We start from the raw sequence: 18,369 nt of genomic DNA on the forward strand, positions 1-18,369 counted from the left end.
CCTATCGCCTCGACGATGGGATCGCACGCTGACTTTGGCCACTGACCACGGGACGAACACATGGACGAGACGCTGCGCCGCGCCGCACTTGATTACCACCGCCTGCCTCGGCCCGGCAAGCTGACCATCGAACCGACCAAGCGCATGGTGAACCAGCGCGACCTCGCGCTGGCCTATTCGCCCGGCGTCGCCGTACCCTGCATGGAAATCGCCGAAGATCCGGCCAAGGCGCTGGACTACACCGCGCGCGGCAATCTTGTGGCTGTCATCTCGAACGGCACCGCCGTGCTCGGCCTTGGCGCGATCGGCGCGCTGGCCTCGAAGCCGGTGATGGAAGGCAAGGCCGTCCTGTTCAAGAAGTTCGCCGACATCGACGTGTTCGACATCGAGGTCGACACCACCGACGCCGACAAGTTCATCGAGGCGGTGGCGCTGCTGGAGCCGACCTTCGGCGGCATCAACCTCGAAGACATCAAGGCGCCCGAGTGCTTCTACATCGAAGCCGAGCTGAAGAAGCGCATGAACATCCCGGTGTTCCATGACGACCAGCACGGCACCGCGATCGTCGTCGCCGCCGCCGTGCGCAATGCGCTGGTGCTGCAGGGCCGCACGCTGGCCGATGCCAAGCTCGTCACCTCGGGCGCGGGCGCGGCGGCGCTGGCCTGCGTCGACCTGCTCGTCTCGATGGGCCTGCCGATCGAGAACGTGACGCTGACCGACAAGGACGGCGTCATCCATTCCGGCCGCGAGGGCATGTTGCCCAACATGGCGCGCTATGCCCGCGATACCAACGCGCGTTCGCTGCCTGACGTGCTGCCGGGCGCCACCGTGTTCCTCGGCCTATCGGCGCCGGGCGTGCTCAAGCCGGAGTGGCTGCCGCTGCTGGGCGACAAGCCGCTGATCTTCGCGCTCGCAAACCCCGAGCCGGAAATCCGGCCTGAGGCCGCCCGCGAAGTGCGCCCCGATGCGATCATCGCCACGGGCCGTTCGGACTATCCGAACCAGGTCAACAACGTCCTGTGCTTCCCCTACATCTTCCGCGGCGCGCTGGACGCAGGCGCGACGCAGATCAACGAGGCGATGAAGGCCGCCGCCGCCGAGGCCATCGCCGGTCTGGCGCGCATGCCCGCGCATGACAGCGTCGCGCAGGCCTACGGCGGCCGCAAGCTGGTGTTCGGCCCCGAGTACATCATCCCCACCCCGTTCGACCCGCGCCTGATCGTCGAGATCGCCGGCGCCGTCGCCAAGGCGGCGATGGATTCGGGCGTCGCGACCAAGACGCTCGACATCGCCGAGTACAAGCGGTCGCTGGCGAACATGAACACCCGCTCGGGCCAGCTCATGCTGCCGGTCTACCAGGCCGCGCGCGGGGCGATGAAGCGCGTCGCTTACGGCGAGGGCGAGGACGAACGCGTGCTGCGCGCGGTGCAGGATGCGCTCGACGAAGGCATGGTGCGCCCGACGCTGGTGGGCCGCCGCCGGATTCTGGAGCAGAAGCTGCCCGAACTCGGCCTGTCGTTCAAGCTGGGCGAGGACGTCGACATCGTCGATCCCGAGACCGATCATGAGCTGTTCGGCGAACTCGTTGCGGCTTACGGCGCGATCGCCAGCCGCAAGGGCGTGCCGACCGCCGAAGTGCTGCGCCACACCTATCGCCGCCCGACCGTCACCGCCGCGATGCTGCTGCGCACCGGCAAGGTCGATGCAGCGCTGGTCGGCGGCAACTCGGAGTACTGGGGCCAGATCGAGCACGTGTTGCGCATCATCGACCGCGCGCCCGACGTGAAGCGCGTCTATGCGCTGTCGGGCCTGATCCTCGATGCGGGCGTGCTGTTCCTGACCGACACCCACATGGTTCCCGATCCCAGCCCCGAGCAGATCGCCGAGATGACCGTGCTGGCGGCGGACGCGGTGCGCCGCTTCGGGCTCGATCCGAAGGTGGCGCTGCTGTCGCACTCGAACTTCGGTTCGTCGAACAGCCCCAGCGCGCGCAAGATGCGCTCGGCGGCGCAGCTGGTGCGCAAGGTCGCGCCGGAACTGCGCGTGGACGGCGAAATGCACGCCGACGCCGCGCTCAGCCAGGCGCTGCGTGAGAAGCTGGTGCCGGATTCGGGCTTCGAGGGCGCAGCGAACCTGCTGGTGATGCCGAACCTCGATGCCGCGAACATCACGCTGACGGCGCTTTCGGCCTCGTCCAGTTCGCCGACGGTCGGCCCGATGCTGCTGGGCCTGTCGCAGCCGATCCACGTGCTGACGCCGGGGGTTACCGCGCGCGGCATCCTGAACCTGACCAGCATCGCGGTGTGTGCCGCCGACGGGCATTGAGTTGAGCCAAATCCTCCCCGTCGCACAGCGATGGGGAGGGGGACCGCCTGCGTAGCAGGTGGTGGAGGGGGTGGACTGCCCCCTCCGTCAGCCCTTGGGGCTGCCACCTCCCCATTGCTTCGCAACAGGGAGGATACGCATCTTACAGCACCAGCGGCGCGTGGTTGATCTGCGGCAGGACATGCCGCGAGAACAGGTCCGCCTCCGCCGCGTGCGGATAGCCTGACAGGATGAAGGCATTGATGCCCTCGGCCTGATAGGCCCGGATCTTCGCCAGCACCTGATCCGGATCGCCGACGATGGCGGCGCCGCAGCCCGACCGGGCGCGCCCGATGCCGGTCCACAGGTTCTCTTCCACGAAGCCGTCACCGCCTGCCGCGCCGCGCAGTTCGGCCTGACGGGTCACCCCGACGCTGGCGCTGTCCAGCGACTTCTGGCGGATCGCCTCGCCCGCCGCATCGTCCAGCTTGGACAGCAGGCGGTCGGCATAGACGCGCGCCTCGTCCTCGGTCTCGCGCACGATGACGTGGGCGCGGTAGCCGAACTTCAGCGTGCGGCCGTACTTCGCCGCGCGTGCGGTCATGTCCGCGATCGTCTCGCGCACCTTGTCCATCGTGTCGGGCCACATCAGGTAGACGTCGCAGCCCTTGGCCGCCGCCTCGCGCGCGTCTTCTGACAGGCCGCCGAAGTAGAGCGGCGGGCACTTGCCCGAGACGGTGGTGATGCGCGCGGGCGGCAGGTCGAGGTTGTAGAACTCGCCCTCGTACTTCAGGTGCTCGCCGTTCAGCATGATCTTGAGGATCTGCATCACTTCCAGCGTGCGCTGGTAGCGGGCGCGGCTGTCCAGCTTCTCGCCCGGCAGGTCGGACGAGATGATGTTCACCGTCAGACGACCACCCAGGATGCGGTCGAGCGTGGCGATGCGGCGCGCCAGCTGCGGCGGCCAGTCCTCGCCCATGCGCACCGCCCAGAGCAGGCGGATCTTCTCCACCAGCGGGGCGATGGCGCCCGCGAACATGGTGGTGTCGATGCCCAGCGCATAGCCGGAGGGGAGCAGGATGTTGTCGAACCCGCCCTTTTCGGCCTGCAGCACGATGTTGCGGCAATGCTCCCAGCTGGAGGCCAGCGCGGGATCGGGCTGGCCGAGGAACTCGTAGTCATCGTCGCACAGCGCCGAAAACCAGCTTACCTCACAGGTCTTTTCAGTAGTGCTCACGGCAGGGGCTCTCCTTTCGATGCGACCAGTACCGCGTACCAGCTGGCGCGGGTCCAGCGGACCTTGAGTGCGTCAGCGCTTTCCGCGATCCGGTCGGCCTTTTGTGATCCGACGATGGGGATGACGCGCGCGGGGTGCGCCATGATCCAGCTGTAGGCGGCCGCCGTGCGCGACACGCCGAACTCTTCCGCCGCCTGATCCAGCAGCGCCGCGACTTCCTTTGTGCGCGCGTCCTCGGGGTTGGCGATGCGGCCACCGCCCAGCGGCGACCATGCCAGCACGGCCATGTCCATGGCGATGGCCTGGTCCAGCTCACCGTTCTCGATCGTGTCGAGGCGCAGGGCCGAGATTTCCGGCTGGGTGGAGACGATCGGCAGGCTCACGAACTGCTGCAGCGTGGCGATCTGGCTGACGGTGAAGTTGGAAACGCCGAAGCTGCGGATCTTGCCCGCCTTATGTGCCGCTTCGACGGCCTTTGCGATTTCCGAAGGGTGCGTGAGGATGTCGGGACGATGGATCTGCCACAGCTCGACGCTGTCGGTGCCGAGGCGCTTGAGCGAGGCGTCGATGGCGCTGGTGAGATACTCGGCGCTCGAATCGTAAGGCAGGGGAGGCATGATGCCGCCCTTGGTGGCGATCACCAGCTTCTCGCGCAGGCCCGGTTCGCTGGCGAGCGCCTTGCCCAGCAGCGCTTCCGCATCGCCGAAGCCGCCCTTGCCGTCGAAGCCGTAGATGTCGGCGGTGTCAATGAAGTCGATCCCGGCATCCAGCGCGGCATGGAGCAGGCGCACGGCATCGGCGGCTTCGCCTTCCATGCGCCAGTTGCCCCAGGCGAGGGCGGAGACTTCGATGCAGCTCTTGCCGAGCTGGCGGCGGGCGGCCGGGGAGGGGAGGTAGGTCATGGGTGTTCCTGTCAGGAGAGAAGATCGGGATTGATGCGGGCGACCGAGGCACGTTCGATCAGGTCGTGGGGAAGGCGCCGGTGCGTGGCCTGCGCCCCTTCGAGAAGAAGCTGCGTGGCGGCATGCGCCAGTTCGCGGGTGGGCTGGCGGATCGTGGTCAGCTGCGGCCAGACCATGCGTGCGACCATGGTGTCGTCGAAGCCGACCACCGAGAGGTCGTCGGGCACGCCCAGCCCCATGTCGTGCGCGACGGAGAGCACGCCCGCCGCCATGTCGTCGTTGCTGGCGAAGATCGCGGTGGGGCGGCGCTTGCCCTTGAGGAAACGCTGCGCCGCGGCGACGCCGCTGTCGAAATCGAACTCGCCCGGAGCGATCAGCGCGGGTTCGAACGGCAGCCCCGCGCGGTCTAGCGCGCGGCGGTAGCCGAACAGGCGCTCCTCCGAGGCCATGTGGTTGGAGTGCCCCTTCACGAAGCCGATGTGGCGATGGCCGCGCGCGATGAGGTAGCTGGTCATGTCGTCCGCCGCCTGGGCATCGTCCATGAAGACCGAGGAGGTCATCGCATGGTTGGTGCCCGGCGAGATGCGCACGAAGGGGATGTCCATGCCCTCCAGCGCCTTCAGCACCGGCACGCAGTCGGTGACGGGAGAGGAGAGGACGATGCCGTCTACATGCGTCTCGGTGACGAGGCCGCGCACCTGTTCGCCCACCAGCGGGTCAGCCACGTCCACCGGCTGCGCCAGCAGGCGCGAGCCGTTTTGCTGGCAGGCTTCCCAGCAGCCCATCTGGATCTGGTTCATGTAGTAGGGGCTGTGGTTGTCGTAGATCAGCGCGATCTGGCCCGACTTGGTGCCCGCCAGAATGCGCGCGGCGACGCTCGGCCGGAAGCCGAGTTCCTGCATCGCCTTCTCGACGCGCTCCTTGGTGTCGGTGCTGACGTAGCGGTGCCCGTTCAGCACGCGGCTGACCGTCTTGATCGACACGCCCGCCAGCGCCGAGACGTCCTTGATGTTGGACCGTTCGCTCATGTGCTCTCCCCCGTGCACGACGCAGGCATCCCGCCCCACCGTCCGTCATTGCGAGGCCGCAGGCCGAAGCAATCCAGGGCGTTTTTCGCGACCCTGGATTGCTTCGCTGCGCTCGCAATGACGAGAAGGGGGAGCATTTTCGTCATGCCTTCAACGACGCGAAGAGAGGCGCGAACTTGCTGCCGGGCAAGTAGAAAACAGGCGGCTGGCCATAGGGCGCGGCAACCGTGTGCGTGCCGGGGGCGAAGTCCTCGCCGGTCCAGAGGTGACGCCACGGCTTGTCGCCGGGCAGGATGACCTCGCGCTGCGTCGCCTCGGCCTCGACGATCGGCGCCACCAGCATGTCGGCGCCGTAGAGGTACTGGTCCTGCACGCTGAACAGCACCTCCTCGAAGTAGTGCAGGAACAGCGGGCGCTGCACGGGCAGACCGGTCGCCACGGCCTCGTCGCTGAGGTGGCGGACATAAGGTGCCAGCGCCCTGTGCACGCGCGACATCGCTGCGAACTGACCGAGGAGTTCCGGGCTGGAATCGATCTGCAGGTTGTCGTCCGGGCGGTTGCCCTCGTGGCTGCGCATCACCGGCGAGAACGCGCCCAGCTCGCACCAGCGCATCATCAGGTCGGCGGTGCGGACATTGCCGTGCAGGCTGGTGTAGCCACCCACGTCGCTGTGCGAATAGGCATTGCCGACCAGCCCCGCCGACAGCGCGGCGGTGAGCACGGTGTTGATGCCGTCGTGCCTTGTGAAGTCCACCGACTGGTCGCCCGCCCACAGCAAGGGGCAATGGGCCTGCACGCCCGAGAACCCGGCGCGCATGAAGAACACCGCCTCGCCGGTCTTGCCGCGCGATGCCACGGCGCGCGCGTTCGCTTCGGCCCAGAGGACGGGCCAGCGGTTGTGCATCAGCATCGGGTCGCTGCCGTCGTGGAGGCGCAGATCGACCGGCAGGTACTCGCCGAAGTCCGCCATCCAGCCCGAAAGGCCGAAGTCCAGCATCTCGCGCCCGATCACGCGGTCGGCGAACCAGTCCATCGCGGCGGGGTTGGTGAAGTCCACCACGCCGCAGTCGAACTCGCCAAAATCGACGAGATAGACCGCGTCCGAGTCCTGCCGCAGCGCGAGATAGCCCAGCGCCTCGGCCTCGGCGTACTGCTTGCCGTCATTGGCGAGGTAGGGGTTCACGTAGCCGAGGAAGCGCACGCCTTTCTCCGCCAGCGCGGTGATACGGGCGGGCAGTTCGGGATAGCGGGCCTCGTTCCACGACCAGTCCCAGAACAGGCGGCGGCCGAAGCTGGTCTGGCGAATGCCGATCCAGTCCTCGCACCACAGGCCGGATACTTCCGCGCCCGCTTCCATGATCTTCTCAAGCCGCGCGAAGCTGGCCTCTCCTTCCTTGAGGCCGACGATGGCGCCGCCGATCGCCCAGTCGGGCAGGGCGGGCTGGCGGCCGAAGCGGCTGGATAGCGCGCCGACCAGCGCGGGCAGGTCGGCGGCAGCGAAGAATTCGAGAGTGAACGTGCCTTCCCAGACTTCGATCCGGTGGCGGGCGGCGTCGATGAAATCGAGCACCGAATAGGCGCTGCTGCCCAGATGGCACGCCCAGAGGCTGGAGGTCAGGAACGTCGGCTGCGGATAATTGGTCCACCAGTAATCCCCGCCCGCCATGTTGCCATCGGCGTCCATCTTGCGGGTCAGTTCGGTGGACTTGTCGCGGCCCACGCCGGGTTCGCTGGTCCAGATCGGGAAGCGGCGGCCCGAGAGGTCGAGGTAGCTCATCTGCTCCCCGCCGCCCCAGACATGCTCGCCCGGCAGCGCGGCCAGATCGACCCAGACGCGGTCGTACGCGGGATCGAGCACCGCGATGTCTAGCGAATCGCCCTTCACCGAAACGCGCAGCATCGGCGCGGCCCCGGCACTGGCCGAAAGGACCAGATCGCCGCCGTCCAGCGCGGCGAAGCCCAACTCCACACGGCCGGTCGGCGCATCGCTGATGGCGAAATTGCCGCGCACCATCTCCACCTCGGCCGCGCCGCGCGCCACCGCGAATGCTGGGCTGCGCGGCGATCCGCACAGAACCGCGCGGCCAGCCAGAAGGCAGGTGAATCCGTCTTCCCGAACATCGAAAGTCAGCGACACGTTTCCAGTCCCATGAGCCATGTTGTTGTTATTCTGCAGCACGCTCGTCGCCGTCGCACTGTCCCGATATGACAACGCTTGACAGAAATGTTCGACCCAATCAAGAGGGGTGCAATCGACAGGACGACCTGAGGCGCAAACGCTCAGGCTCCGCATAAGCAGGAGGGGAACCATATGATTTCGCACGCCACCACCACGCCCGGAGCGATTCTGGCGCGCACCGCGCTGGCGCTTTCGGCGTCGGCCGTCGCGCTTGTCGCCGCGACTCCGGCCAACGCGCAGGTCGACGAGATTATCGTTACCGCGCAGAAGGTTCGTCAGAACGTCCAGGACGTGCCGATCGCCATCAGCGCGGTCACCGGAGAGGCCATGGCCCGCGCCGGCGCCAAGAGCCTGGAAGACATCACCTCGATCGTTCCTTCGGTCACCTTCCGCAAGGGCACCACCAACGCCAACAGCGCGATCGTCATGCGCGGCGTCGGCACGATCAGCTTCTCGGTCGCGGCCGAACCCAGTGTGTCCACCGTTGTCGACGGCATCGTGCTGAGCCGTTCGGGCCAGTCGTTCCTCGACCTCGTCGATTTCGACCGCCTCGAAGTGCTGCGTGGGCCGCAGGGCACGCTGTTCGGCAAGAACGCCTCGGCGGGTCTGGTCAACATCGTGTCGAAGGGCGGCACCAGGGACTTCGAGGCCGAGGCCAACGTTTCGGGCACCACCGACGACGAATACCGCGCCAAGATGACCGTCTCCGGCCCGATCTCGGAGAACCTGACCGGCCGCCTCACCGGCTTCTACGGAAACTTCGACGGCAACATCAAGAACACCTACTACGACAAGACCGTCAACGGCTACGAGCACTACGGCGCGCGCGGCCTGATCGACTATGACGGCGAGGGCGGCCGTTTCCGCCTGATCGCGGACTACTTCAAGGCCAACGACGATTGCTGCGCCGAAGTGACCGGCGTGTCGCGCGGCACCGTGATCGACAACGAACTGGGCATCACGCCGCAGGGTGAGGACACCCGCGAGGTCAACCAGAACCTCATCACCCGCTCGCTCGACCGCCAGTACAGCCTGACGATGAGCGCGGACATCGATACTTTCGCCGATCACACGCTGTCGATCGTCACCGGTTATCGCAACTGGAAGAACACCGAAATCCGCGACGGCGACTTCCTGCCGCGCGCGATCGCCGCCACCCCGCAGCAGGGCACCATCCCGGCGCAGGCCGCCACTCCGCAGCTGCACGACCGCGGCACCGTCGAGACCGACCAGGTCTCCGCCGAAGTCCGCCTTGCTTCGCCGCAGAACCAGGCGCTGACCTATCAGGTCGGCGGTTTCCTGTGGTATTCCAAGAACACGCAGGACTTCACCCGCAGCGACGTGACCTGCACCACTTCGACCTCGCCGATCGATGCGGCGACGGGCGCGCGGCCGTGCAACCTGGCGGACACCGTCAACACGCACTATGTCTCGGCGACCTCACGCAGCGACGTCTCGTTCCGCAACTGGGCGCTGTTCGGTCAGGCGACTTACGCCTTCCTGCCGGAACTGCGCCTGACGCTGGGCGGCCGCTACACGCATGACAGCGTGAGCTTCACCCATGTGCGCGGCGCCGCGATCGATGCCGCCACCGGCCTGCCGATGGCCGCTTCGGGCCTGCTGCCTTATGGCGCGGGCGGCACTATCGCCAGCGGCGGCAACGGCACCGATACTTCGCGTGGGAGCACCAGCGCCAACAACTTCTCCGGCAAGGCGGTGCTGCAGTACGACGTCATGGACGACGTGATGGTCTACGGCAGCTACACGCGCGGCTACAAGGGCCCGGCGTTCAACGTCTTCTTCAACCACACCGCGCCCAACAACGCCGAACCGATCGATCCCGAGAAGTCGAACAGCTTCGAAGTCGGCTTCAAGAGCCAGTGGTTCGACCGCATCGTCCAGCTGAATGCGGCCGCGTTCCTGGTCGATTACAAGGGCTTCCAGGCGAACAACTTCGTGCTCATCAACGGCGCGACGACGACCAGCCTGACCAATGCCGGTTCGGTGCGTTCCAAGGGCTTCGAGGCCGACCTCACCGTCGCCCCGACCGAGGGCCTGACCTTCCGTGCCAATGCGGCCTATGCCGATGCCAAGGTGCGCAAGTTCAACCCGAACCCGCTGACCAACGCGCCCGACGCGCGTGACGGCACCCGCCTGCCGCTGGCGCCCAAGTTCAGCTACACCATCGGCGCGGACTACGACGTCCCCGTCGGCCCGGTGAAGCTGTACCTGTCGAGCGACTGGCACCATGTTTCGAAGCAGTTCTCGGACCTCGGCGAGAGCGGCGAGATCGACCCCTACGGCATCTGGAACGCCAGCATCGGCGTGTCGGACGCCGAGGACAAGTATCGCCTGACCTTCATGGTCCGCAACATCCTCGACGACAGCTACGTGCTGCTCAACACCACGAACGGCCAGCGCCTGATGATCCCGCGCGACGCGGATCGCTATGCGGGCCTGAACTTGCGAGCGAAGTTCAACTGAGGACGGGCGCAAACGTCCTTCGCTGAATGCTCGCACAAAGAACCCCCGGCGGATCTCCTCCCCGCCGGGGGTTTTTTATTCCTCCCCCAAAGGGGAGGGGGACCATGCGAAGCATGGTGGAGGAGCACAGGTGGTTTGCCGTGAGATCGAAGGGAAGCGCCCTCGCGCGAGGACGCCCCTCCACCACCCTTCGGGTGGTCCCCCTCCCCGTGCCGGGGAGGATGCGCGCCTAACCCCGTCATCCCAGCTTTCGCTGGGATGACGAGGTCGTGCGTGCAGTCAGCGCACGCGGAAACGCCCGCTGGCGAGTGCGGGCCATTACGCCGGGGAAATCAACGCAAGTCCGAGAACATCGGGTCGGCGTCGGGAGCGTCCTCACCGGGACGCGGGGTTTTGTTTTCCACCTGCTCGGGCGAGCGGCCGGGTAGCGGTGGTCAGCCCGGCTCGACCTGGGTATTCCATCGGAGCCGTCCCGTATGACCGACGTTAGGGTTCGCGTCGTTGGCGGTCATGGGTCATCCGGGATAGCCTTCGCGTTGTCTGTCCATAGGGACAAAGCGGTTCGAAGGACGTTTCCAGAGCCGAGAGGACGGTCCGGGTCTTTGTTTGGGCGCGTGGTTTGCGTAGCTACGGCTTGAAACCGCATCCCGGCCCACGACGCCGACCCGATACACCGCAGCGATTTGTACATCACCGCTCCGGATGCTGGGTCATGTAACCTATGTGGTTATAAATGTCAAGGCCGATGGCAAGCGCCCGTCATCCCAGCGAAGGCTGGGACCGCTGGCCGCGCAATGCCCAACCCTCGTCAACGCGCCCCGACGCAAGCGATCGCCTCAAGTACTGCCAGCGATCCCGGCCTTCGCCGGGATGACGTCAACCCTCGGCCGCCGCCAGCTTCGGCTGCATCAGGTGGATGTAGGCCGTCGCCACCAGATAGGCCGCGCCGCACACCACGAACAGCGGACCGTAGCCGAGGCCCGACTTCAGCGACCAGCCCGCGAACTCGATGATCCCGGTCCCGGTGAGGTTCCCCGCCACCGCGCCCAGCGCGATGACGGTGGCCATGCGGCGCGCCGGGATGATCTCGGTCGCCATGCCGAAGATGTTGGTCGAGAAGCCCTGATGCGCGAACAGGCCGAGGCCGATGCACACGGCCGCCACCCACGGATTGCTCGCCAGCAGCGCCAGCGGCATCACCAGCACGACGAGGGCATAAGCCAGCATCGAGCCCTTGCGCGCGAGGTTCATCGAGACCCCGCGCAGCAGCAGTGCCGGGTAAAGCGCGCCCGAGGATACAGCGCCCAGCGCCGCGAGGATGAAGATCACCGCGATCGGCCAGCCCAGCTCGCCCTGGCTGAGATTGAACTGGCGCGCGAAGAAATCGGGCGTCCAGAACAGCACGAACCACCAGACGAGATCGGTGAAGGCCTTGGCGCCGATGACCGTCCAGCTGCGGCGGTCGGACAGGATCGCGCCCCATTCGACCTTGCCGCGTGTCGTCGCGGCCTGTCCGGCGATGGGCGTCAGCTTCGCGGTGTTGAGCTTCCACAAGGCCAGCCACACAAGGCCCAGCCCGCCAGTAACGAGGAACGCGGCCTTCCATCCGAACGCCATCGCGAAAGGCGGGATGATGAGCGGGGTGAGGATAGCGCCGATGTTGGGCGCGGTGTTGATGATGCCGATGCCGACCGAGCGGCGCGCGGCGGGCAGGTAGATCGCGGCGGTCTTCATCGCGGCGGGGGTGTTGACCGATTCGGCGGTCGCCAGCACGGCGCGGGCGATCACGAATTGCTGCACGCTGGCGGCCAGCGCATGGGCCATCCCCGCAAGGCTCCACAAGGCCACTGCGAAACCGTAGGCGAAGCGCACGCCGAAGCGGTCGACGAACCAGCCCACGCCGAGCAGCGAAGCCGCCGCCGCCAGCTGGAAGATCGAGCCGAGATGCGCGAACTGCTGGTCGTCCCAGTGGAACTCCGCTTCCAGCATCGGCTTGAGCAGCGCCAGCACCTGCCGGTCGACGTAGTTCAGCGCCGTCGCGAAAAAAATCAGCGCGATCAGCATGTTCTGCGCGCGGATAGCGGCGCGGCCGGAGTCGGAGGCTGGGGGAGGGGCGTGCTCGGGCACGGCCGTCTGTTGATGGATGGTCATTCTCGCTCTCCCCTATCCCGCCGTTTCGTCGGCGGCAATTCTTCCTGCCCCCTCGCGCAAAGCTCTTGCTCCGCTGCGTGGGTGGTCATAAGGATGGATATGACAACGTAGGACATACGGCAAGCATCTTCGTCAAATGAGAGATGCGGCGAAAGGACGGGGACCAGTGAGCGCAGAACACGCAGGCGACCTTTACGGCGAGATGTTCCTCGCCCAGCTGGACGGCCCCGCCGCGAAGCCGAGCCGTATCGAGATATGGAAGACGCTCTGGCCGGGCCTCGCCATCTGCGGCATCGCCAGCATCGCCGCCGCCTGGCTTTCCGAGCACTACGGCGCGCCGATCATCCTGATGGGCCTGCTGATCGGCCTCGCCCTGAACTTCGTGACCAGCGAGAAGCGCACGCATCCGGGGCTCGATTTCGCCTCCAAGGCCTGCCTGCGCTGGGGCATCGTCGTGCTCGGCACGCAAGTGACGCTGGCGCAGATCGTGGCGCTCGGCCCGGTGCCGTTCCTGGCGCTGCTGATGGTCATGGCCGCGGCGATGGGTGCGGCGCTGCTGGTGGCGCGGGCGACCGGCGCCTCGACCGCGATCGGCATCCTTGCAGGCGGCGCGACGGCGATCTGCGGGGCTTCCGCCGCATTGGCGCTGTTCGGCGTGCTGGGGGCGAAGCGGATCAGTCAGACGCAGTTCGCGTTGACGCTGGTGGTGATCTCGATGGCGAGCGCGATCGCCATGTCGTTCTATCCGCCGCTCGCAGGGCTGATGCACCTCGACGACCGGCAGGCGGGGTTCCTGATCGGCGCCTCGATCCATGACGTCGCGCAGGCGATCGGCGGCGGCTATGCCTATTCGGATATTGCCGGAAGCTACGCCACCATCGTCAAGCTGAGCCGCGTGGCGCTGCTGGCGCCGATCGTCGCGGTCGTCTCGCTGATGTACACGGACGAGGATGCCGGGGAGCGCCACTGGATCCGGAAACTTGCGATGCCCTGGTTCATTACCCTGTTTCTGGCGGTGGTGGTGCTCAATTCGCTGGTGACGATCCCGGCTTTCGTGGTCCACCTGAACCTGACGCTGTCGAAGACGCTGCTGCTGCTGGCGGTGACGGCCACCGCGATGCGCTCCCGCCTCGATCTGGTGATGCAGATGGGCTGGCGCGCGGCGATGCCGGTGGTGGCGGCGACGCTGGCCTCGCTGGTGGTCGCCACGGCCTTCAGCATGATGATCTTGTGAGTGTGTGAATGACTGAAATCTACGACATCGCGATCATCGGCGGCGGCGTGAACGGCTGCGGCATCGCGCGCGATGCCGCCGGGCGCGGCGCAAAGGTGCTGGTGCTGGAGCAGGGCGACCTTGCGGGCGGCACCTCGTCCGCCTCGACCAAGCTGATCCACGGCGGCTTGCGCTACCTTGAGCACTACGAGTTCGCCCTCGTGCGCGAGGCGCTGACCGAGCGGGAGCGGTTGTGGCGGATCGCCCCGCACATCATCCACCCGATGCGCTTCGTGCTGCCGCATGTGAAGGGCCTGCGCCCGCGCTGGCTGCTGCGCCTCGGCCTGTTCCTCTACGACCACATCGGCGGCCGCAAGGCGCTGCCCGCGACCGAGAGCATCGACCTGCACCGGCACCCGGCGGGCAAACCGCTCAAGCCGGTGTTCGGCAAGGCTTTCGTCTATTCCGACGGCTGGGTGGACGATGCGCGGCTGGTGGTCCTGAACGCCCGCGACGCGGCGGACCGGGGCGCGACGATCCTCACCCGCACCGGCGTGGAGAAGCTGGAGCGCGACGGCGGCGTCTGGACCATCTCCACGTCCGGCGGCACGTTCCGCGCGAAGGCGGTGGTGAACGCGGCGGGGCCATCGGTGCTCGACCTCGTCGGCCGCGCAGGCGAGCGCACGAAACGCGCGATGCGGCTGGTGCGCGGCTCGCACATCGTCGTGCCGCGACTTTTTGAGCATCCTTACGCCTACTTCTTCCAGATCCCCGACGGGCGCATCTTCTTCGCGATCCCCTACCAGCACGACTTCACCCTGATCGGCACCACCGACCGCGACCACACCGGCCCGCTGAGCGAGGTGAAGGCCAGCGACGAGGAGATCGCCTACTTGTGCGAGGCGGCCAATGCCTACTTCGCCAAGTCGATCACCCCGGCCGATGTGGTGTGGACTTATTCCGGCGTGCGCCCGCTGGTGGACGACGGCTCCGGCAAGCCCGAGGCGGCGACGCGCGGCTACGACTTCGACCTCGATCTGGACGGGGAGGGCGGCGCGCCGTTCCTCTCGGTGTTCGGCGGTAAGATCACGACCTATCGTCATCTCGCCAAGGATGCGGTGGAGAAGCTGCAGCCGCTGGTCCCGGTGCTGTCCGGCAAGGACTGGACCGCCACCGCGCCGCTGCCCGGCGGCGATTTCGCGATGGGCGCGATCGATGCGCTGAAGGCCGACCTCGCGCGGGAATACCCGCGCCTCGATGCGGCGACGCTGGACCGCGTGGCGCGGGCCTATGGCACGAAGGCGCAGGAATGGCTGGCGGTGGACCCGGGCGAGGACTTCGGCCACGGCCTGACCGGGGCGGAGGTCGATTACCTCAGGGCCAACGAATGGGCGCGGACGGCCGAGGACGTGCTGTGGCGCCGCACGAAACTGGGCCTCAGGCTCGACGCGGCACAAGCCGCGCGACTGCAAACATACATGGGTGAGTGAGCACGTGAACGGCGAACACATTCTGGTCCTCGACGAAGGGACCACCTCGACGCGGGCGATCGTCTACGGCGCGGACGGCAGGGTCCTGCACGTCGCGCAGCAGGAACTGACGCAGCATTATCCCGCCCCCGGCCGCGTCGAGCACGATGCCGCCGAGATCTGGGACAAGACCCTCGCCTGCGCGCGCGAGGTCATCGGCCAGCTTTCAGACTCCGGGGTCGGCGGGGCAGGACGCATCGCCGCGCTCGGCATCACCAACCAGCGCGAGACGGTGGTGGCCTGGGATCGCCAGACCGGCGAGCCGATTACCCGCGCCATCGTCTGGCAGGACCGCCGCACCGCCGAGATGTGCGCCACGCTGCGGGATGGCGGGCATGAGGCCATGCTGCAGGAGCGGACGGGCCTTGTCGTCGATCCCTATTTCTCCGGCACCAAGATGCGCTGGGTGCTCGACAACGTGCCCGAGGCGCGTGCGCTCGGCGAGCGGCTGGCGCTTGGGACGGTGGAGAGCTGGCTGGTCTGGAAGCTGACCGGGGGGCTGCATGTCACCGACGCCAGCAATGCCAGCCGTACGCAGTTGATGGCGCTGGACGGCGCGGACTGGGACGACGACCTGCTCGGCCTGTTCGGGGTGCCGCGCAGCGCACTGGGCCGGATCGTCGACACGGCCGGGACCGTGGGCACCTGCGATCCCGAACTGCTCGGCGCGCCGATCCCGATCAGCGGGCTTGCGGGTGACCAGCAGGCGGCGACGATCGGCCAGCACTGCCTCAAGGCGGGTCAGACCAAGGCCACGTTCGGCACCGGGGCCTTCATCCTCACCAACATGGGCGAGACCCTGCCGCGTTCCTCGCACCGGCTGCTCGGCACCGTGCTGTGCCAGCAGGACGGGCAGCGGACATATGCGCTGGAGGGCTCGATCTTCGTGGCGGGGAGCCTCATCAAGTGGCTGCGCGACGAACTCGGCGTGATCCGCACCGCAGCGGAGAGCGAGACGCTGGCGCGCGCGGTGACGGACAATGGCGGCGTGCTTTTCCTGCCCGCGCTGGCGGGGCTGGGCGCGCCGCACTGGCAGCCGGATGCCAAGGGCGTCGTCACCGGGCTCACGCAAGGGACCAGCCGGGCGCATATCGTGCGCGCGGCGATGGAATCGATGGCGCACCAGTGCCACGACCTGCAGGCCGCCTTCGCCGCCGACGGCGCGGCCTGGACCTCGCTGCGCATCGATGGCGGGATGAGCGCCAACGACTGGATGGCGCAGGATCTGGCCGACGTGCTCGCGCTGCCCGTGGAGCGGCCTGCGGATATCGAGACGACCGCTCTGGGCGCGGCGATGCTGGCGGGGGTCGGGGTTGGCCTCCATGCCTCGCTGGAGGACGCGGTGGCGATGGGCAGCGCGTCGAAGCGGTTCGCGCCGGATATGGACGCGGCGGTGCGCTCGGGGCGTATCGCGATGTGGGAGGCGGGGCTGAAGCGGCATATCGACGGGGTTTGAGCGCTTGCCTTTCTCTTAATCAGTCATTCCCGCGAAGGCGGGAACCCATCTGCTGACGGCGCCTGTTGAACCGGCATCAGTTGGGTCCCCGCCTTCGCGGGGATGACGGGGTTTTGGAAGCAAGCGTGTGCGCTGCTCGTGGGGCTTCGACAAGCTCAGCCTGAGCGGTTTTAGAGGTGTTCTCTCAAACCCGCTCAGGCTGAGCTTGTCGAAGCCCCATCCGCCCACGAAAACGGGCGGGAATCTTACGATCCCCGCCCGCCTCTCGTTATAACCTCAGCGTCGTTCAGGCTGCTTGCGCTGCCTGTGCGATCTCCTCGGGCGCCTCGTTGCGGATCAGGTAGTCGAATGCGGAAAGCGCCGCCTTCGAACCCTCGCCCATGGCGATGATGATCTGCTTGTAAGGTACCGTGGTCACGTCGCCTGCCGCGAACACGCCGGGCAGGTTGGTGGCGGCCTTCTCGTCGATCACGATCTCGCCGCGCGCCGTCAGTTCGACGCCGGAGTCCTTCAGCCATTCGGTGTTGGGCACCAGACCGATCTGGACGAACACGCCTTCCAGCTCGACCTTGTGCTCCTGGCCCGAATTGCGGTCCTTGTAGACCAGCGCGTTGACCTTTTCGCCGTCGCCTTCGACCTCGGTGGTCTGGGCGCTGGTGAAGATATCGACGTTCTTCATCGACTTGAGCTTGTCGACCAGAACCTGGTCGGCGCGCAGCTTGGCGTCGAATTCGATCAGCGTCACGTGGCCGACGATGTTGGCAAGGTCGATCGCCGCTTCGACGCCCGAGTTGCCGCCGCCGATCACCGCCACGCGCTTGCCTTTGAACAGCGGGCCGTCGCAGTGCGGGCAATAGGCCACGCCCTTGTTCTTGTACTCGGCCTCGCCGGGCACGCCAAGGTTCCGCCAGCGCGCGCCGGTGGTCAGCACCACCGAGCGGGCCTTCAACGAAGCGCCGTTGGCGAACACGACTTCGTGATAGCCGCCCACTTCGCTGGCCGGGATCAGCTTTTCGGCGCGCTGCAGGTTCATCACGTCGATGTCGTATTCAGCGACGTGCGATTCCAGCGCGGCGGCAAGCTTGGGGCCTTCGGTGTAGGGGACCGAGATGAAGTTCTCGATACCCATGGTGTCCTGCACCTGGCCGCCGAAACGCTCGGCGGCGATGCCGGTGCTGAAGCCCTTGCGCGCAGTGTAGACCGACGCGGCGGCACCGGCAGGACCACCGCCGACGACGAGCACCTCGAAAGGCTTCTTCTCGGCCAGCTTGGCGGCGGCCTTGGCGTCAGCGCCGGTGTCGAGCTTGCCGAGGATTTCCTCGATGCTCATCTTGCCCGAACCCCACATCGCGCCGTTCAGGAAGACGGCGGGCACGGCCATGACGCCGCGCTCCTCGACCTCGGTCTGGAACGTGCCGCCTTCGATCAGGGTCACGTCGGCGTGCGGGTTGTTGAGCGCGATCAGCGTCAGCGCCTGCACCACGTCGGGGCAGTTGTGGCACGAGAGCGAGAAGTACATCTCGAACGTCAGCGAGCCTTCGAGCGCCTTCGCCTGCTCCAGAACTTCGTCCGAGACCTTGGGCGGGTGGCCGCCGGTCCACAGCAGGGCGAGGACGAGCGAGGTGAATTCATGGCCGAGCGGCAGTCCGGCGAAGCGCACCCAGGCGCTTGCGTCGCTGGCGCGGCGGATGATGAAGCTGGGGCGGCGTGCATCGTCGCCGTCGAAAGTGGCGGTGACCTTGTCCGAGAGCGAGGCGATGGTGGTCAGCAGCTCGCGGGTCTCGGTGGACTTTGCGTCATCGCCAAGGGAGGCGACGAGCTCGATCGGCTCGCGCAGCATGCCGAGGTATTGCGAGAGCTGTTGCTTCAGGTTGGCGTCGAGCATG

General features: G+C 67.1%; 11 protein-coding genes. 5 read left to right on the top strand and 6 right to left on the bottom strand.

Annotation, left to right across the window (positions count from 1 at the left end):
* Positions 1-60 precede the first annotated feature (60 nt).
* A complete protein-coding gene (locus tag QRN25_RS20350; RefSeq protein WP_285021085.1) occupies positions 61-2,325 on the top strand; it encodes an NADP-dependent malic enzyme in 2,265 nt (754 codons plus the stop codon).
* A 142-nt stretch (positions 2,326-2,467) separates the two neighbouring features.
* On the opposite strand, the gene QRN25_RS20355 is transcribed toward QRN25_RS20350, so the two are convergent.
* The 4 genes from QRN25_RS20355 to QRN25_RS20370 form a co-directional block, all read right to left on the bottom strand.
* A complete protein-coding gene (locus QRN25_RS20355; protein ID WP_285021086.1) occupies positions 2,468-3,541 on the bottom strand; it encodes an LLM class flavin-dependent oxidoreductase in 1,074 nt (357 codons plus the stop codon).
* Positions 3,538-4,443, bottom strand: a complete 906-nt coding sequence (locus QRN25_RS20360) for an aldo/keto reductase (protein WP_285021087.1) — start codon at positions 4,441-4,443, stop codon at positions 3,538-3,540. The genes QRN25_RS20355 and QRN25_RS20360 overlap by 4 nt, the downstream gene beginning before the upstream one ends.
* Before the next feature lie 11 nt (positions 4,444-4,454).
* Entirely contained in the window at positions 4,455-5,471 is a 1,017-nt protein-coding gene (locus QRN25_RS20365) for a LacI family DNA-binding transcriptional regulator (protein WP_069708994.1), read from the bottom strand.
* A gap of 142 nt (positions 5,472-5,613) precedes the next feature.
* Complete coding sequence (locus QRN25_RS20370; protein ID WP_285021089.1) at positions 5,614-7,650, bottom strand: alpha-glucosidase; 2,037 nt, start codon at positions 7,648-7,650, stop codon at positions 5,614-5,616.
* A gap of 132 nt (positions 7,651-7,782) precedes the next feature.
* On the opposite strand from QRN25_RS20370, the gene QRN25_RS20375 reads away from it, so the two are divergent.
* On the top strand, positions 7,783-10,134 hold the full coding sequence (locus QRN25_RS20375; protein ID WP_285021091.1) for a TonB-dependent receptor: 2,352 nt from the start codon (positions 7,783-7,785) through the stop codon (positions 10,132-10,134).
* 876 nt (positions 10,135-11,010) lie between these two features.
* Here QRN25_RS20375 and QRN25_RS20380 read toward each other — a convergent pair.
* Positions 11,011-12,285 carry an MFS transporter gene (locus QRN25_RS20380; RefSeq protein ID WP_285021093.1) on the bottom strand — a complete coding sequence of 425 codons (1,275 nt, stop codon included), beginning with the start codon at positions 12,283-12,285 and terminating at the stop codon, positions 11,011-11,013.
* A 166-nt stretch (positions 12,286-12,451) separates the two neighbouring features.
* On the opposite strand from QRN25_RS20380, the gene QRN25_RS20385 reads away from it, so the two are divergent.
* From QRN25_RS20385 to glpK, 3 genes are read left to right on the top strand one after another with little or no spacing between them, the layout of a single operon-like run.
* Positions 12,452-13,519 carry a YeiH family protein gene (locus QRN25_RS20385; RefSeq protein ID WP_285021095.1) on the top strand — a complete coding sequence of 356 codons (1,068 nt, stop codon included), beginning with the start codon at positions 12,452-12,454 and terminating at the stop codon, positions 13,517-13,519.
* An 8-nt stretch (positions 13,520-13,527) separates the two neighbouring features.
* Positions 13,528-14,988: a glycerol-3-phosphate dehydrogenase gene (locus QRN25_RS20390; RefSeq protein WP_285021096.1), complete on the top strand. Its 1,461-nt coding sequence runs from the start codon at positions 13,528-13,530 to the stop codon at positions 14,986-14,988.
* A 4-nt stretch (positions 14,989-14,992) separates the two neighbouring features.
* The gene (glpK, locus tag QRN25_RS20395) at positions 14,993-16,483 is read left to right on the top strand and encodes a glycerol kinase GlpK (RefSeq protein WP_285021097.1); all 1,491 of its coding nucleotides are present in this window, start codon (positions 14,993-14,995) and stop codon (positions 16,481-16,483) included.
* 286 nt (positions 16,484-16,769) lie between these two features.
* Here glpK and ahpF read toward each other — a convergent pair whose 3' ends face one another.
* The gene (ahpF, locus tag QRN25_RS20400; RefSeq protein ID WP_285021098.1) at positions 16,770-18,368 is read right to left on the bottom strand and encodes an alkyl hydroperoxide reductase subunit F; all 1,599 of its coding nucleotides are present in this window, start codon (positions 18,366-18,368) and stop codon (positions 16,770-16,772) included.
* Position 18,369: the final 1 nt, after the last annotated feature.

Origin of the sequence: Novosphingobium sp. fls2-241-R2A-195, from assembly GCF_030209485.1 — a bacterium.
Taxonomy (GTDB): domain Bacteria; phylum Pseudomonadota; class Alphaproteobacteria; order Sphingomonadales; family Sphingomonadaceae; genus Novosphingobium; species Novosphingobium resinovorum.

Excerpts from the sequence above, each read along its gene's own strand:
- QRN25_RS20350 (WP_285021085.1), top strand. The coding sequence starts at position 61 with ATGGACGAGACGCTGCGCCGCGCCGCACTTGATTACCACCGCCTGCCT.
- QRN25_RS20380 (WP_285021093.1), bottom strand. The coding sequence starts at position 12,285 with ATGACCATCCATCAACAGACGGCCGTGCCCGAGCACGCCCCTCCCCCA.
- QRN25_RS20390 (WP_285021096.1), top strand. The coding sequence starts at position 13,528 with ATGACTGAAATCTACGACATCGCGATCATCGGCGGCGGCGTGAACGGC.
- QRN25_RS20360 (WP_285021087.1), bottom strand. The coding sequence starts at position 4,443 with ATGACCTACCTCCCCTCCCCGGCCGCCCGCCGCCAGCTCGGCAAGAGC.
- ahpF (WP_285021098.1), bottom strand. The coding sequence starts at position 18,368 with ATGCTCGACGCCAACCTGAAGCAACAGCTCTCGCAATACCTCGGCATG.
- QRN25_RS20375 (WP_285021091.1), top strand. The coding sequence starts at position 7,783 with ATGATTTCGCACGCCACCACCACGCCCGGAGCGATTCTGGCGCGCACC.
- QRN25_RS20365 (WP_069708994.1), bottom strand. The coding sequence starts at position 5,471 with ATGAGCGAACGGTCCAACATCAAGGACGTCTCGGCGCTGGCGGGCGTG.